Below are 14,928 nucleotides of genomic sequence, written 5' to 3'. Positions count from 1 at the left end.
CTCAGGGTACGGCCAGCCTGTTCATGATTTGCGTCATGAGCGCTTCAGCGAGTTCCTGGCGGCGCAGTTCATAGATCGGCGTGAAGAACACACGGTGCCCGAGCGCGGGCATCAGCACCGCATGAATATCTTCCGGAACCAGATGCGAGCGGCCGGCGAGCCACGCCACCACGCGAGCCGCGCGCAGCAATGCACTCATGCCCCGAGGGCTTGCGCCCGCCAGAATGAGCCGGTCCATATCCACGCCGTCGAGCGCAATGCCGAAACGCTGCGGCGTTTCCGTGGCCTGCCAGATGTCCAGAACATAGCGCTCGATCGTTTCACTCGATTGCACGCTCTCCTGAATGGCCGCGCCGACCTGGTTCAACTGTTCCCACTGAACGATCGCAGGCGGGAGCCGCGCAAGCAGGCTGTCGACGTCATGGAACGCCGCGTCGAATACCAGTGACCGGCGCACGTCGGGCTCGGTCGGCGTGGGCATGCCCAGTTCGAACAGGAAGCGATCGCGCGCCGCCGATGCAAGCTCGAAGGTCTCTTCCTTCTCGACCTTGTTGCGGTCGGCAAACACCGTCATATGCGGGAAGCGATATTCGCGATCGAACGCCCACACCGAACGCTCCGCCATCGCGCGCAGCAGCAGCGACTGAACCTGGGGACGCGCGCGATTGATCTCGTTGAAGAAGAACGTGGTCAGCCGTTCGCCGTGTCGAAGCAGCGGACCAGGATCGATTCGCGGCCTGCCCTCGGCGTCGACGTACGTGTGATAGACGAGATCGCCCGGCATCAGATCGATGGTGCCTTCCACGCGCTCGAACTCGCCGCCCACCACTCGTGCAAACGCGCGCAACACGGTTGTCTTGCCGACCCCGACGCCGCCTTCGAGAAGCACATGGCCACGGGCGAACAACGCGACGGTGATGAGACGGATGGTCTGCGGCTGGCCGATCACGACTCGCGAGACTTCGTCTTCGATCCGCAATGCATGCACGCGCCAGTCCTGAAGCAGTTCGCCAGCACCCATCGATGCAATCCCCTATAGCAGGCAATCAGGCGCGGGCTCGTCGTCGACCCGCGATACGGATGTGCTTCTCATCGCTATGCGCGGACCTCGGCGCATACTCTGTGCCAGTACGCGGCTGGACGCAGCCGGCGCGCTCGCGCGAGGAACGATGTCAACCTGTTACGTAGTTCGAGTACACAGTGTGCCGCTGCGGGAAAATCGCCGCGCTCTCACGGCGAGGCACCACGTTCTGTCGAACTCGCTGCCGAACCCGCCGCCGTACCGCCGGCCAGCAGTCCGGCCAGCGCCGCCGCGCCTCGTCGCCAGGACAGGTCGGTATTGCCGCGAATATCGACCGAGCGCTGGAAGACGGTTGCTCCGCTGCCGACATCTTCGACATGCAGATTAATGTTCAGGATCAGGTTGCTGACTTTCTGGACCCAGCACAGGCCGATCTGCTCGACGCCGAGCTTGCGTCCCACCTGCCGCGCACAGTCCGCGCATGCGTTCAGATCCTGCGATGCGCCGAGTTGTGCGATCAGACCGGCGGCCGCCGCATTGTCGGCAACGCGGTAGCGCTGACTCTCGCGCAACTGCTCACGCAGCGCCTCGCTCACCATCCCGATGCGCGCCTGCTGGATGCGGTTAGTCCCGGCATCGTTGTAGGCCGCGTTATCGTCGATCAACACACAGTCCATGACCGCAATCGAGGTCGGCGCGCCGAGCGCCTGCGAACAGGCGAATGCCACGCAGATCATGCCGATGGGCCCCACGTAACGTCCATAACGCACATAACCCCCGCGCACCTCACCTCCCGCCCTGTTCATTTCAACACCCCCGATTTCGCGGGCAACGTGACGAACGCCGCATACTCGCGCTCCAGATAAGCGGCCGCCTGCTCCAGCAGAAACTGCCTGAATGCCGAACAGGTCGGCGACAACTGCTTGGCCCGCAGATGCACGACTTGCCACGTCCGTTCAATCGGCGTGCCGTTCACGTCGAGCAACGCAATCTCCTTGGTACGCAGTTCCAGCAGCAGCGTATGCAGCGAAATCAGGCTCACGCCCATGCCCGCCATCACCGCCTGCTTGATCGTTTCGTTGCTGCCGAGCGTGACCACCTTCGCGGGCGTGAACAGATGCTGCCTGAACATTTCCTCCGCGGCCATGCGCGTTCCCGAGCCGGGCTCGCGCAACAGGAACGTGTCGCCACGCAGTTCCTGCAAATCGAAGCGCCGCGCACCGCATAACGGATGGTCGAGCGGCGCGATCACCACTTGCGGATGCCAGGCAAGCGGCTCGGTCGTGGTGTCGAGCTCCGGCGGCGGGCGGCCCATGATGGCGAGATCGATCGCATTGTCCTGCAGGAGGCGCAGCAGCGCGTCGCGATTGCCCACTGAAAAATGCACGTCCACCTTCGGATACAGATGCGAATACATGGCCAGCAGCTTCGGCGCGAAGTACGTCGCGGAACTGACGATGCCCACCGCGATCGAGCCGCTATCGGCCTGCTTGAGCGAGGTCATCGCGTCTTCCGCATCCTTGATCTCGCCGAGAATCCGGCTCGCGTGATGGCTCAGCATTTCGCCCGCTTCGGTCAACGCGAGCTTGCGCGCAATCCGCTCGAACAGACGCAGGCCCACCGCCTCCTCGAGCTGATGAATCTGCATCGACACCGCCGGCTGGGTCAGATGCAATTCCTCCGCGGCCCGGGCGAAGCTCGTGTAGCGGCTCGCCACGACAAAGATCTGCAACTGGCGCAAGGTCAGCGAGCGGATGAAATTCACCTTGGCGCGGCCTCGCTAACGGCTCGCACGCGGCGCGTCGGAAGGCTTCAACGGCACATTCGGCGCGTTCGGCGCGTTCGGCGGCGGCGGCAGTTTTCGCAGCGCCGCCTGGAAGCTCAGCGTTTGCGTCTGCAACGGGTGCGCGAAATCGTTGTTCGCGCCGGGCACGTCGGTGCGGATCAGCGCGACCTCGCCCGGCACCGTATCGGCAATCAGGAACGTGTAGCGCTTGCCGATGTATTGCGCGAAACGTTCCGAATTGGGATCGCCCAGGTACGGTTGCACGACGATCTGCCGCGCCTTCACGGGCTTGCCGCCCACCTGGCTCGTCACCGTCTCGATCTTCGGCCCCGCTGCGAGCGCGAGGCGCAGGCGCTGCTGGAAGTAACGGCGCTGGCCACCGGTCAGATGCTCCATCTCCGCGATGTCGCGTTCGAGGAAATAGATGATCACCGGATTGCACTGCAAGCCGGCGTTCGGCAACGGCACAGCGCCGCTGTGATCGGATACCTGAGCATCGCCTTTGGCGTTGTCCGGGCTCACCACCAGCACCTTGACCACGTCCGTACTGTGCGCCGGCTGGTCCGTGCTGAGGAAAGCGTAGTCGAGCTCGGTCTGCTGCTGGATGCCATGCAGATGATCCGTCGTGAAGATGAGCCGCTCGGCGGCGGAGATTTCGTCGGCGCCCGCGGCAAACGCCGCGCTGTGCGTCGCACACATTGCGCACGTTACACACACCGCAAGCACATGCCGCCACGCGCGGCGCAATCGCTGCCGCTGCCGCCTCATGGCGACCCGTCCGCGGGCTTGCCTGCCGGCGTATCGACAGGCTTCAGAAGCGGCACTTCGTAACTGGTGAGGATGTTGTCGATCTTGTCGTGGTTCGCGCCGATCCATTGATCGACCTTGTCCTTCCACGCTTTTTCGCCGTAGCGCACGCCCATCGAGATCGTATAGTCGAAGCGGATCCCCGGCGTGGCCGGGAACGGCACGAGCTTGACCGTATCGCCGGAGCGCTTCGCGAAGTAGCCCGCAATCGGCCCCCACAGGAACACCACGTCCACGTTGCCCGCCTGCAGATCCTTTTCGATCATCTGGCCGGGGTATTCCTGCGGATCGCCGCTTTGCACCTGATACGACACCGCCTGATCGATCAGATCATGGCTGAGCAGCCAGTCGACCGCGGGCGTCTGCGTGAAGATGCCAAAGCGCAGTTTGTGCAACTGGTCCGGCGGCAGCTTGAGCAGATCGTCCGGCGTATTGATGCCGGCCAGTTCGGGCCGCTTCGTAAAGACCATTGCATACGTGGAGCGCAGATAAGGCTGCGTCGTCGAGGTCATGTCGTAGCCCTTCGGCACGCCGATGATCAGATCGCACTTGTAGCGCTCGGTATCCGGCACCTTCTCGCGCAACGTGTGCCGCACAAAGCCCATGCGCTGCGGAAAATACGTGTATTCGAGCTTGTAGCCGAAATCGCTCGCCATCTGGCTGGCAATGCGGTTCTCGTAGCCCTCGCCCTTGTTGTTGGACAAGGGCATGTTGTTCGGGTCCGCGCAGACCCGCAGCACGCCATCGGCGCCATCGTTATTGGGCATTGCCTCGCCTTGGGCGCGCACCGCGCCGCTTGCAATCGCCGCATAGCACAGCGCGGCGGTTACGATTGCGACGTGCGTGGGCATTCGTTTGCCGTGACGCATCGATAACCTCCTGAGGTAGAGACGTGGGCGCTATTTCGAGTCGATGGCCTGCAGATCGCCCGGCTTGATCTGGCCGTCGGAACGCCCTTTCAGATAGGCGTAAAGGTTCTCCCAGTTCTTCTGCATCATCTGGCTCGAACTGAAGTCGGGCATGCCCTTGTCCACGCGGCCACCGAACACGGTGCGGTGAAACTCGGTCTTGTCCAGCGTCTTGAACGCATCGACGAGCGAAGGTCCGACCATCCCCTGTTGCTGCGCGCCATGACAGCGTTCGCAGGCCAGGGCGCGCCAGGTCTTCCAACCTTGCAGCGTATTGGGGTCGACCTTGCTGCCGTCGACCACCTTGTACGCCACCTGGGCAATCGCGGGATTGGTCTGGGCGAACGCAGCGGGCAGTACGACGAAAACGGCGGGCAGTGCCGCCCGTAACAGGATTGATCGGCCTTTCATATGCACATGTCTCCTTCAAAGTAAGGCCGCGCCCCGGAGCGTTTCACCGACGCATCGGCGAATTGCCGGACAGGCGCGGACCCGATGACTCGTAGACGACTACGTATGACTGAATGCGCCGCCGGCCGCTCGATCCTTTGCAAGGGCAAGCCGGCCACGCGTTCCAGTCAACTCCGGCGCCCTAGCTGTTGCCGCCGGGAATGGCGAACACGAAGAGCGTGCCGCCCAATGCCGTGTACTTCGCGAGCTCGCGATAACCGCCCACCGCGCCCAGGCCTTCCGTCGACTTCTCGAGACCCGCCGCCATGCCGATACCGGCCCAGCCGCCAATACCCGAGTAGACGCCGATGAACTGCTTGCCCTGATACTCGTAGGTAAAGACGTTGCCGATGATTCCCGACGGCGTCTTGAAGCGCCACAGTTCCTTGCCGTCCTTGATGCGGACTGCCTTGATGTAGCCTTCCAGCGTGCCGTAGAAAGCCACGCCGCCTGCGGTGGCCAGCACGCCCGACCATACCGAGAACCGCTCCGGCTTGGACCAGACGATCTTGCCCTTCGAAGCATCCCAGGCAATGAAGTTACCCATCGAGTTGTTGTCGTTCGGGCCCGGATACATAGACAGCGTGGCGCCCACATACGGCTGGCCCGACACGTAGTCGACATCGAACGGTTCGTAGTCCATGCAAACGTGGTTGGTCGGCACGAGGAAGAGGCTGGAACCGGGGTCGTACGCCGCGGGCTGCTGGTCCTTCGAGCCGAGCGCCGCCGGACAGATGCCCTTCACGTTGTGGTCCGAACCGGCTGCCTGCGTCGAATAGGCGGCGTTGCGAATCGGCTTGCCGCTCTTCATGTCGACGTGATCGGCCCAGTTCACCGCCGGGTCGAACTTCTGCGCAACCAGCAACTGGCCGGTCTCGCGATTCAACGTGTAGCCGAAACCGTTACGGTCGAAGTGAACGATAGCCGGAACCTTTTTGCCGTCGATCGACAGGTCCGACAGGATCATTTCGTTGACGCCGTCATAGTCCCACTCGTCGTGCGGCGTCATCTGGTAGACCCATCTGGCTTGACCGGTATTCAGATCGCGCGCAAAGATGGACATCGACCATTTGTTGTCGCCCGGACGCTGCGTCGGATTCCATGTACCCGGATTGCCGGTGCCGTAGTAGACAAGGTTGAGTTTCGGATCCCACGCGTACCAGCCCCAGGTGGTGCCGCCGCCCAGTTTCCACTGGTCCCCCTTCCACGACTTCAGCGACGAGTCCGCGCCCACCGGCACCATCTTGCCGTCGGCATACGTCGTCGTCTTGTCGGGATCGATCAGCATGTCCTTGTCCGGGCCCGTGCTGTAGGCCGTCCAGGCCGGTTTCCCGGTCTTGATGTCGTACGCGATGAGACGCCCGCGTACGCCGAACTCGCCGCCGGAAATGCCGGTAAGCACCTTGTCGCCGAATACGTGCGGCGCGTTGGTGTTGGTTTCACCTGCCTTGGGATTACCGTTTTGCGCGGTCCAGACCACGTCGCCGGTTTTGGCGTTCAACGCGACGAGTTTGGTGTCGGCCTGCTGCAGGAAGATCTTGCCGTCGCCATACGCGAGCCCGCGGTTGACGGTATCGCAGCACATCACGGACACCACCTGATCGTCCTGTTTCGGCAGGTACTGCCAGATGAACGTCTGATCCTTCAGGTTGATAGCGATTACCTTGTTAGGAAATGGCGAGTGGATATACATGGTGTCGCCGATCACGAGCGGCGCGCCTTCGTGGCCGCGCAGCACGCCGGTCGACATGGTCCACGCGACCTGTAGTTTCCCGACGTTGTTTTCGTTGATCTGCTTGAGAGGGCTGTAGCGATGGTTGGCATAGTCGCCCGCCTGCGCGGCCCAGTTGGACGGATTCTTCATGAGCCCGTCGAGCTGCGAATCGGCCTGTGCAACGAACGAACTCAAGGCTGCCGACGCGAGGATCGCGAGCCCAAGAACCGTGGTGCGTAAGTTCATGTCTCCTCCAGAATGGTCTTGCTGTTCAACTCACGAATGACCACGCTACCTCGTCGCATCGGGCGCGCCTCCTCGAATGCGGGTAACGATCAGCGCCGTTTCCCGATCGTTGCCGGGCTTTATGGCGCATGACGGCCAACGCATATTCCATGCCGGAATCGAACCACCGTGCGCATCGTTCACAGACAGAAGCTCGCCGGCGCGCGCCGCGCGGCGCGGCACGCGGCGCGTACGTGTCACCACCGTGACGGCTGCGCCGCGGCACGTGGGACATACTGTGTCACTCGCCGGTACGAAGCGTGTCCGTCGCGCAGCAGGCAGCAACAGAACGCCCGCACCCGCGGCGCGAGCGCCCGACTGGCCCGTCAATTGCAGCGCTTCATCCGGTTAGCGGCGGTTCCAACACATGCGGAGCAACAGTCATGGCAAACGCAGAACGGGTCTATTCCGACGAGGAAATCCAGCAGCGCCTCGTCGGCCCGCTACAGCACTGGTATCTAGAAGAGGGCTGGCTGCGGCGCAAATATCGCACCGAAGGCTGGAAAGGAACGCTGATGGTCGTGAACGCGGTGGGCCATCTCGCGGAAGCCGCCTGGCATCATCCCGATCTCACGGTCTCCTATGCATTCGTGACCGTGAAACTCAAAACGCATTCCGCGAAAGGCATCACGGACAAGGACTTCGCGCTCGCCAGCAAGATCGAATCGTTCATTCAGTGGCAGCCGGCAACCGAAGGCGGCCCGCTCGAAGGCACGCCGACGGACGATCAACGCTTCCGCTACATCAAATACGACAAGCCGAAAGACCCCGGCAGCGACTGAAGCCCGGTGTCGCGCTGCGAGCCTGGTACGGCTTTCGCTTGAAGTCCCGCGCCGGGCCGCCGCGCCGCGGCACGCGCCCTCGTCGCGGCGGCCCATCGGGTGCGTCCGCTGATGCACGGCAACTCAAGCATGAACAAGGACACTCGCGATGCAGCTTCACGTTCGCCGCCTTCCGCCTCAAGCCACCGTGACGGTCGACGCGCCCGCGCGGCTGCATCTGGGCTTTCTCGATCCGAACGCTTCGCTCGGACGCGCGTTCGGCAGTCTCGGCCTCGTGATCGACGGCGCCGGCACCCGCGTCGAAGCGCGGCTCGCCGAGCGCGACCGGATCGACGGTGCGGTGACGGAGGCGGAACGCGAGCGCATTGCGATCTGTCTGGAACGTCTGCACGCCGCCTACGACCCGACGCCCGTCGCGATCGAAGTGGTCCGCACGCCGCGCGCGCACAGCGGCCTCGGGTCCGGCACGCAACTCTCGCTCGCCGTGGGCAGCGCTTTTGTTCGCCTGCTCGGCCACGTGGCCACGAGCGCCGAGCTCGCCAGCCTGCTAGGACGCGGCGCGCGCTCGGGCATCGGCGTGCTCGGCTTCGATTCCGGCGGCCTGCTGGTGGACGGCGGGCCGGCCGGCGGTCTGCATCCGGGCGTGCCGCCTCTGCTCGCGCGCCAGCCGTTTCCGGAGAGCTGGCGCGTGCTGCTCGTCAGCGACAACGCTCGCGAGGGCCTGCACGGTGCCGAGGAACGCCGCGGTCTCGCCGCGCTCGCCCCGTTCCCGCAGCAACTCGCCGCGCACCTGTGCCACCTCGTGCTGATGAAGATCCTGCCGGGCGCCGCGGAACGCAACATCGTGCCCTTCGCGCATGGCCTCACGGAGATGCAGCAGACCATCGGCGAATACTTTGCACCTGTGCAAGGCGGCGTGTTCGCGAGCCCCGATGTCGAGCGCGCGTTACGCGCCGTGGCCGCCGAGCGAACCGCGGGCATCGGTCAGACTTCGTGGGGGCCGACGGGCTTTGCGATCGTCGCCGACGCGCGCGAGGCCGAGGCCGCGCTCGCCACGGCGCGCGCGGCGACGCGCGGTCTGCCTCACATCGAATGCACGGTGGTGGCGGGACGCAATCGCGGCGCGACGGTGCGCTCCGCCGAAGCACGGCAGCCGCAGCGTATCGACGCAGCATGACGCGCTCCGGCTTCGCGCTACTGCCTGCCGATCCGGCAGCGAGGCAGCCGCGGATAGTCCACGCAGCCATGAGCCACGCCCTCACGCCTTCATGAGAAACGTCACCGAAACGAGCCTCCTGCCATGTCCGACACCACTGAAAAACCCGCTGAAAGGCCTTATATCCTGCACATGTTCACGGCCACGCCGCAGATGAGTCCGTTCGACGTGAACATGGCCGCCGACGCCGGCTACCAGATCATCGTGCCGTATTGCGGCGTCGAGGCGGGCATGGTCGCGAACCTGACTCAGGACGCGATTTTTTCGCGGGGTCCGAAGGGCGTGTCGCGCACCGGCATCTTCATCGGCGGGCGCGACGTCATGCTTGCTGCCGACATGCTCGACAGCGCGCGCAAAGCGATGGTTCCGCCGTTCGAAGTCTCCGTGTTCGCCGATCCGAGCGGCTCGTACACGACCGCCGCCGCGCTCGTCGCACTGGTCGAGCGGCATCTGGCCAAGGCGTTCGGCATGGAACTGGGCGGCAAGCGCGTGCTGATTCTCGGCGGCACCGGCGCGGTCGGGCGCGTGGCGGCGGCTATGGCGGCCTCGCTCGGCGCCGACGTATCGATTGCGAGCCACACCGACCAGGCGCGCGCGGCGCATGTCAGCGACGACATCAACCGGCGCTTTGGCATCGTGACCAAAGGAGTGAGCACGGCGACGCCGGCAGACCTGCGCGCGGCATTGGGCGAGGCCGAGATCGTGCTCGCCACCGCCATCGCCGGCGTGCAGGTGGTCCGCACCGACGATCTCGCGCATGCCCGGCATCTGTTGATTGCCGCGGATGTGAACGCCGTGCCGCCGGAAGGCATTGCGGGCGTCAACGTGATGAACGACGGCAAGCCGATCGAAGGTGCGCCGACGGCCGGCGGCGCGATCGGCATCGGCGCGCTCGCGATTGGCAATGTTAAGTACCAGGTGGAGCATCGCCTCTTCATCCGCATGCGCACGGGCGGCAAGCCGGTCTACCTGGGTTTCCCGCAAGCCTTCGACGAGGCCCGCGCCGTCGCGGCCGGCCTCGGATGAGCACGCCGCGTTACGCCTGCGCGCTGCCCGTGCTCGTGCCCGTGCCCGTGCTCGTGCCCCTGCCCCTGCCCAAGTCGCCATGAAACCGCGCCCATCGCTCCCGTCTGCGCCGTTCGTCGCCGTGGCGGGACTGTCCGCCCGCATGCTCGCGCAGTCCGCCGCGCGCGCGGGCCTGCGCGTCGCCGCGCTCGATGTGTTCGGCGACCGCGACACCCGCGAAGCCTCGGAGCTGTGGTTCGACATCGGCGGTGGCCCGTTGTCGATCGACGCCGAGCGGCTCGTCGCGGCGCTCGAACGTACCGCGCGTTTGCCGGGTCTCATCGGCTGGATCGACGGCAGCGGGCTCGAGCCGTTCGTCGCGCGGTTGTGCGGCATGCCTCGGCTGCCCCGCTTCATCGGCAATCCTGTGGAAGCGAGCGCCGCGGTGCGCGAGCCGCGGCGGTTTTTCGCGCTGCTGGACGCGCTGGAGATCGCCCACCCACCGGTCGTATTCGCACCGCCCGCTGTGGCGCACGGTTGGCTCGTCAAACGCGCGGACGGTTGCGGCGGCACGCATATCGAACCGGCTGCCGCGTTCGGCGATCCGCGTATTCCTGCGCAAATCTATTTCCAGCGGCGGCGTGGCGGGCGTTCGTTGTCGGCGCTGTTCATTGCCGCCTTCGGCCACGCGCGCGTGCTCGGCTTCGCTGAGCAACTCACCTGCGAAATGGGCAATCTGCCCTTCGTGCATGCCGGGTCGATCGGTCCGATCGATCTGCCGCTGACCGTCCAGGCGCGCGTGCATGCGGCCATCGCCGCGCTGTGTGCGCAGACCCGCCTGACGGGCATCAATAGCTGCGATTTTCTGCTCGACGGCGACGCGTTCGAACTGCTCGAAATCAACACCCGCCCTTCGTCGACGATGACGCTCTACGAAACCGCGTCGCCGCATGCATGGCCGCGCGGGCTGCTCGCGTGTCATATCGAAGCGTGCCGGCTCGGCCGCCTGCCGGCCGCGCCGACGCCCGCGGCGGCACCGTGGCGTGCGGGTCAACAGGTGCTGTTCGCGCCGCATCCATTCACCGTCTCCCAGTCCTTCAGCGACGCCTGCCTGCATGACCCGCGCTGCCGCGACGTGCCGATGCCCGGCACGCGCATCGAAACCGGCCAGCCGGTCTGCACGCTGCTCGTGCGCGCGGCTTCGGTAGACGCGGTGCGCTACGCGCTCGACGCGCAGCGGGCGTTCGTTCTGCAACGCATCGACACCTGCCATGAGCCCGACTATGCCTTCATCCAATGCCACTCCTGATGCGCCCCGGCCACCGCTCGCCGGTGCCGCCGCGCTGAGCGTCAACGCGCTCAGCGAGCGCCTCGTCAGCCGTCTGGTCGACGACGCCGCGCGCTTCGGCGCGGCCGTCAGCCACGCGCAAAACGGCACCGTGCTGGTCGACGCGGGCGTCATGGCGCCCGGCAGCGTCGCGGCAGGCGTGCTGATCGCGCGCATCTGCATGGGCGGACTCGGCCACGTCACCGTGCGCGAAAACCTGGATGCGCAGCCGCTGTGGCCCAGCATGATCGAAGTGCGCACCTCGTGGCCCGTGCTGGCCTGCCTCGGCAGTCAGTACGCCGGCTGGAGCCTGTCGGCGACCAAGGAACAGACCGGCGGCAAGAAGTTCTTCTCGCTCGGCTCGGGACCGGCGCGCGCGCTGGCCGTGAAGGAACCGCTGTTCGCCGAACTCGGCTATCGCGACACGCATGAGCGCGGCGTGCTGGTGCTGGAGGTCGACCGTCTGCCGCCGCAGGTCGTGATCGACAAGGTGCTGCACGACTGCGGCCTCGCGCCCGAGCGGCTGACGCTTGTCACCACGCCGACACACTCTGTCGCGGGAACGGTACAGGTGGTGGCGCGCGTGGTCGAAGTTGCGTTGCACAAAACGCATGTGCTCGGCGTCGCGCTGGACGAAGTGGTGGAAGGCGGCGGTTCGGCGCCGCTGCCGCCGCCCGCGCCGGACGGCATTCAGGCAATGGGGCGCACCAACGACGCGATCCTGTACGGCGGCCGCGTGCATCTCACCGTGAAGCACGATGCAGTGGCCAGACGGCTCGCCGCGGAACTGCCCGCTTCCACCTCGCGCGATTACGGCCGCCCGTTCGCCGACATCTTCACGTCGTTCAATTACGACTTCTATCAGATCGATCCCGCGCTGTTCGCTCCGGCCGAAGTGTGGGTGAGCAGTCTTGAAAGCGGCGCGACGTATCACGGCGGGCGCGTCGACACGGCGTTGCTGCATGACCAATGGAGCGGCAAGCCATGAGTTTCCCCGTGCCCGGCGCAGAGCCCGCCGATTCGCGAGCGACCCTGCGCATTGCGATCATGACCGACGAAACGGGCTGGCATACCGGTCGCCTGAAAAAGGCCTTCCGCGCGCGCGGCGCGCAGGCGCGCTGTATCGATCTGGCGGACTGCCGGATCGATACCACATGGGAGCCGCATGGGCTGGTGCTGCCGGGGTTCGGCCACACGCTGCCGGACGCGGTTTTCGTGCGCGGCATTGCCGGCGGCACCTTCGAGCAGGTCACGTTGCGGCTGGGTATCCTGCATGCGCTGCGCGAGTCCGGTGTGCCGGTGTACAACGACGCGCGCGCGATCGAACGCAGCGTCGATAAATCGATGACGAGTTTTCTGCTGCATCGCAACGGCGTACCGACGCCCGCGACATGGGCCGGCGAATCCGCGGCGTTTGCGCAGCGCGTACTGATGCGCGAAGCGGCGGCCGGACGCCAGGTCGTGCTCAAGCCGCTGTTCGGCTCGCAGGGCCACGGGCTCAAACGGCTCGGCGCGGGCGGCGCCCACCCCGGCGCGCTGGCGCCGCTGCCTTCGCTCAAAGCGTATCGGCAGGTGGCGTATCTGCAGCGCTATATCGAAGGCGGCCGGCCGGGTTTCGACTGGCGCGTGCTGGTGATCGGCGGCCGTGCCGTGGCGGCGATGCGGCGCGTCGGCGGCAAGGGCTGGATTCATAACTTCGCGCAGGGCGCCGCGTGCGAAGCCGCCGAACTCGATCTGCCGCTCGCGCAAACCGCGGTGCGGGCCACGGAAGCCCTCGGACTCGACTATGCGGGCGTCGACCTGATCCCCGATCCACGCGACGCCGCCCGGCCGCTCGTGCTCGAAGTCAATGGCGTGGCGGCGTGGCGCGGCCTGCAATCGGTCACGTCGATCGATATCGCGGCGGCGCTCGCCGACGACCTGCTCCTGCGCAAGCTGCCCGCACAGCGCCGCGCCCTCAGCGAGTCCGCTGAAACCCGCGAGGCCGCCGTCGTGGCGTTGCACGGACGTCATGGCTGAGCCGCACGGTTGCGTGGCGTTCGAGCAGGTTCATGCCGCTTTCCTCGCGGCCTGCCGGCTCGATGTGGAAACGCCCAAGCCGGGCAACGTCAGCGTGCAAAGCGAAGGGCACGGCATGCGCGCAGCCCAGTTCATCGCCAGCTCGGAAGTGACCGTCGATGCGCTGCTCACACGCGGCGCACCGGTGGGTCAACGCGTGCTCGATGCGGTCACCCGCACGCGCGACGCGGCCGGCTGCAACACGAACCTCGGCATTCTGCTGCTGGTCGCCCCGCTCGCGGCGGCGCTGGAGGACAGCGCGCGCCCGCTGTCGGCCGACGCCTGGCGCGTGGCGACGGAGCGCGTGCTCAAGCGACTCGATATCGACGACGCGCGCCTCGCGTACCGCGCGATTGCACTCGCCAATCCCGGCGGTCTCGGCGAGGCCCCCGAGCAACCGGTCCACAGCGCGCCCACGGTCAACCTGCGCGATGCGATGACGCTCGCCGCCGCGCGCGACAGCATTGCCCGCCAATACGCGGAGGGCTTTCGCGACGTCTTCGAAACCGGTCTCGCCGCGTTTCGCGAAATGCCCGCCAATCAGCCGCGAAGCGCCACGCTCAATGTGTTTCTCACCTTCCTCGCCAATTGGCCCGACTCTCACATTGTGCGTAAGCAGGGGATCGCCGTGGCGCAGAGTGTCACGCTTGCGGCACGCGAACGCCACGCGCAATGGCGCCACGCCCTCGCGCAAAACCGCCTTGATGAAGCAGCGCAACCGCTCGATGCATGGGACGCCGAACTGAAGGCGAGCGCGATCAACCCCGGCACCAGCGCGGACCTGACCGTGGCCACGCTGTTCGTCGCCGGCTGCCTCGCGCCTGCCTGCAATGCCGGCCCGATCCCGCCGCGGACACGCGAACCGCGCACTGGCACGGATCCTGTTAGTTAGTGCCACCGTGCACCAACCGGCCGCCCGGCGATCGGGCAACAGGATCGCCACCGGCGGCATGTCAGTCAGCAAGTCCGTATTCCACTCATTGGAGGAACAGAATGGCCAAGATCAATCGCGTCCTGATAGGAGAGTCGCTCGTCGGCGACGGCAACGAGGTCGCACACATCGACTTGCTGATCGGACCGCGCGGTTCGGCTGCGGAAACCGCATTCTGCAATGCGCTCACCAATAATAAGGATGGCTTCACATCGCTGCTCGCCGTCATCGCGCCGAACCTCCTCACCAAGCCGAACACGATCCTGTTCAACAAGGTCACCATCAAGGGCGCCAAACAGGCGGTGCAGATGTTCGGTCCCGCGCAGCATGCCGTGGCGCTCGCTGTCGCGGACAGCGTCGAGGACGGCACGATTCCGAAAGACGAGGCGGACGACCTGTTCCTGTGCGTCGGCGTCTTCATTCACTGGCAGGCGGACGACGACAAGAAGATTCAGGAGTTCAACTACAAGGCCACGCGCGAGGCGATCCAGCGCGCTGTCGCCGGCGAGCCGAGTGCCGCGGAGGTGGTGGCGAAAAAGGGCAGCGTCGCGCATCCGTTTGCACCGAACTGAGGGCGCGCGAGTTCGCGTGGATGCGACAGGCGCCCGCCGTTGCGCGGGCCCTGAACTGAAGCGCAA

General features: G+C 65.8%; 15 protein-coding genes. 8 read left to right on the top strand and 7 right to left on the bottom strand.

Annotation, left to right across the window (positions count from 1 at the left end; translation table 11 throughout):
- Position 1 precedes the first annotated feature (1 nt).
- The 7 genes from BXE_RS25100 to BXE_RS25070 form a co-directional block, all read right to left on the bottom strand.
- A complete protein-coding gene (locus tag BXE_RS25100) occupies positions 2-1,021 on the bottom strand; it encodes an AAA family ATPase (RefSeq protein ID WP_011490933.1) in 1,020 nt (339 codons plus the stop codon).
- A gap of 209 nt (positions 1,022-1,230) precedes the next feature.
- Complete coding sequence (locus tag BXE_RS25095; protein ID WP_011490932.1) at positions 1,231-1,827, bottom strand: DUF3280 domain-containing protein; 597 nt, start codon at positions 1,825-1,827, stop codon at positions 1,231-1,233.
- On the bottom strand, positions 1,824-2,786 hold the full coding sequence (locus BXE_RS25090; RefSeq protein ID WP_011490931.1) for a LysR family transcriptional regulator: 963 nt from the start codon (positions 2,784-2,786) through the stop codon (positions 1,824-1,826). Before BXE_RS25090 ends, BXE_RS25095 begins: the two co-directional genes overlap by 4 nt.
- 15 nt (positions 2,787-2,801) lie before the next feature.
- On the bottom strand, positions 2,802-3,575 hold the full coding sequence (locus tag BXE_RS25085) for a hypothetical protein (protein WP_049782257.1): 774 nt from the start codon (positions 3,573-3,575) through the stop codon (positions 2,802-2,804).
- Positions 3,572-4,483, bottom strand: coding sequence for a substrate-binding domain-containing protein (locus tag BXE_RS25080; protein ID WP_011490929.1), 912 nt, complete (start codon positions 4,481-4,483; stop codon positions 3,572-3,574). Before BXE_RS25080 ends, BXE_RS25085 begins: the two co-directional genes overlap by 4 nt.
- Positions 4,484-4,513: 30 nt before the next feature.
- Positions 4,514-4,933: a c-type cytochrome gene (locus tag BXE_RS25075; protein ID WP_007176338.1), complete on the bottom strand. Its 420-nt coding sequence runs from the start codon at positions 4,931-4,933 to the stop codon at positions 4,514-4,516.
- Positions 4,934-5,114: 181 nt separating this feature from the next.
- Positions 5,115-6,932, bottom strand: a complete 1,818-nt coding sequence (locus BXE_RS25070; RefSeq protein WP_011490928.1) for a methanol/ethanol family PQQ-dependent dehydrogenase — start codon at positions 6,930-6,932, stop codon at positions 5,115-5,117.
- A 422-nt stretch (positions 6,933-7,354) separates the two neighbouring features.
- On the opposite strand from BXE_RS25070, the gene BXE_RS25060 reads away from it, so the two are divergent.
- The 8 genes from BXE_RS25060 to fae all read left to right on the top strand — a co-directional run bounded on the left by BXE_RS25060 (position 7,355) and on the right by fae (position 14,862).
- Complete coding sequence (locus BXE_RS25060; protein WP_011490926.1) at positions 7,355-7,753, top strand: 4a-hydroxytetrahydrobiopterin dehydratase; 399 nt, start codon at positions 7,355-7,357, stop codon at positions 7,751-7,753.
- A 148-nt stretch (positions 7,754-7,901) separates the two neighbouring features.
- Positions 7,902-8,930 (top strand): beta-ribofuranosylaminobenzene 5'-phosphate synthase family protein, encoded by a 1,029-nt coding sequence (locus BXE_RS25055; protein WP_011490925.1) that lies wholly within the window; start codon positions 7,902-7,904, stop codon positions 8,928-8,930.
- A gap of 123 nt (positions 8,931-9,053) precedes the next feature.
- The gene (locus tag BXE_RS25050) at positions 9,054-9,995 is read left to right on the top strand and encodes an NAD(P)-dependent methylenetetrahydromethanopterin dehydrogenase (protein ID WP_011490924.1); all 942 of its coding nucleotides are present in this window, start codon (positions 9,054-9,056) and stop codon (positions 9,993-9,995) included.
- Between the two features lie 79 nt (positions 9,996-10,074).
- Positions 10,075-11,283: an ATP-grasp domain-containing protein gene (locus tag BXE_RS25045; protein WP_011490923.1), complete on the top strand. Its 1,209-nt coding sequence runs from the start codon at positions 10,075-10,077 to the stop codon at positions 11,281-11,283.
- Positions 11,258-12,289, top strand: coding sequence for a methenyltetrahydromethanopterin cyclohydrolase (gene mch, locus BXE_RS25040; RefSeq protein ID WP_011490922.1), 1,032 nt, complete (start codon positions 11,258-11,260; stop codon positions 12,287-12,289). The genes BXE_RS25045 and mch overlap by 26 nt, the downstream gene beginning before the upstream one ends.
- Positions 12,286-13,320: an ATP-grasp domain-containing protein gene (locus BXE_RS25035; RefSeq protein WP_011490921.1), complete on the top strand. Its 1,035-nt coding sequence runs from the start codon at positions 12,286-12,288 to the stop codon at positions 13,318-13,320. The genes mch and BXE_RS25035 overlap by 4 nt, the downstream gene beginning before the upstream one ends.
- Positions 13,313-14,251, top strand: a complete 939-nt coding sequence (locus tag BXE_RS25030; protein ID WP_011490920.1) for a triphosphoribosyl-dephospho-CoA synthase — start codon at positions 13,313-13,315, stop codon at positions 14,249-14,251. The genes BXE_RS25035 and BXE_RS25030 overlap by 8 nt, the downstream gene beginning before the upstream one ends.
- Before the next feature lie 101 nt (positions 14,252-14,352).
- Positions 14,353-14,862: a formaldehyde-activating enzyme gene (gene fae / locus BXE_RS25025; RefSeq protein WP_007176329.1), complete on the top strand. Its 510-nt coding sequence runs from the start codon at positions 14,353-14,355 to the stop codon at positions 14,860-14,862.
- Positions 14,863-14,928 lie beyond the last annotated feature (66 nt).

It is taken from the genome of Paraburkholderia xenovorans LB400 (assembly GCF_000013645.1).
Lineage (GTDB): Bacteria > Pseudomonadota > Gammaproteobacteria > Burkholderiales > Burkholderiaceae > Paraburkholderia > Paraburkholderia xenovorans.
Note: the sequence above shows the minus strand (reverse complement) of the source record. Positions and strands in the feature narration are given on the sequence as shown.

Bases quoted from the DNA above. Each gene is read 5' to 3' on its own strand.
- BXE_RS25045 (WP_011490923.1), top strand. From the start codon at position 10,075: ATGAAACCGCGCCCATCGCTCCCGTCTGCGCCGTTCGTCGCCGTGGCG.
- BXE_RS25075 (WP_007176338.1), bottom strand. From the start codon at position 4,933: ATGAAAGGCCGATCAATCCTGTTACGGGCGGCACTGCCCGCCGTTTTC.
- BXE_RS25060 (WP_011490926.1), top strand. From the start codon at position 7,355: ATGGCAAACGCAGAACGGGTCTATTCCGACGAGGAAATCCAGCAGCGC.
- BXE_RS25070 (WP_011490928.1), bottom strand. From the start codon at position 6,932: ATGAACTTACGCACCACGGTTCTTGGGCTCGCGATCCTCGCGTCGGCA.
- mch (WP_011490922.1), top strand. From the start codon at position 11,258: ATGCCTTCATCCAATGCCACTCCTGATGCGCCCCGGCCACCGCTCGCC.
- BXE_RS25095 (WP_011490932.1), bottom strand. From the start codon at position 1,827: ATGAACAGGGCGGGAGGTGAGGTGCGCGGGGGTTATGTGCGTTATGGA.
- fae (WP_007176329.1), top strand. From the start codon at position 14,353: ATGGCCAAGATCAATCGCGTCCTGATAGGAGAGTCGCTCGTCGGCGAC.
- BXE_RS25035 (WP_011490921.1), top strand. From the start codon at position 12,286: ATGAGTTTCCCCGTGCCCGGCGCAGAGCCCGCCGATTCGCGAGCGACC.
- BXE_RS25085 (WP_049782257.1), bottom strand. From the start codon at position 3,575: ATGAGGCGGCAGCGGCAGCGATTGCGCCGCGCGTGGCGGCATGTGCTT.
- BXE_RS25080 (WP_011490929.1), bottom strand. From the start codon at position 4,483: ATGCGTCACGGCAAACGAATGCCCACGCACGTCGCAATCGTAACCGCC.
- BXE_RS25050 (WP_011490924.1), top strand. From the start codon at position 9,054: ATGTCCGACACCACTGAAAAACCCGCTGAAAGGCCTTATATCCTGCAC.
- BXE_RS25055 (WP_011490925.1), top strand. From the start codon at position 7,902: ATGCAGCTTCACGTTCGCCGCCTTCCGCCTCAAGCCACCGTGACGGTC.
- BXE_RS25100 (WP_011490933.1), bottom strand. From the start codon at position 1,021: ATGGGTGCTGGCGAACTGCTTCAGGACTGGCGCGTGCATGCATTGCGG.
- BXE_RS25030 (WP_011490920.1), top strand. From the start codon at position 13,313: ATGGCTGAGCCGCACGGTTGCGTGGCGTTCGAGCAGGTTCATGCCGCT.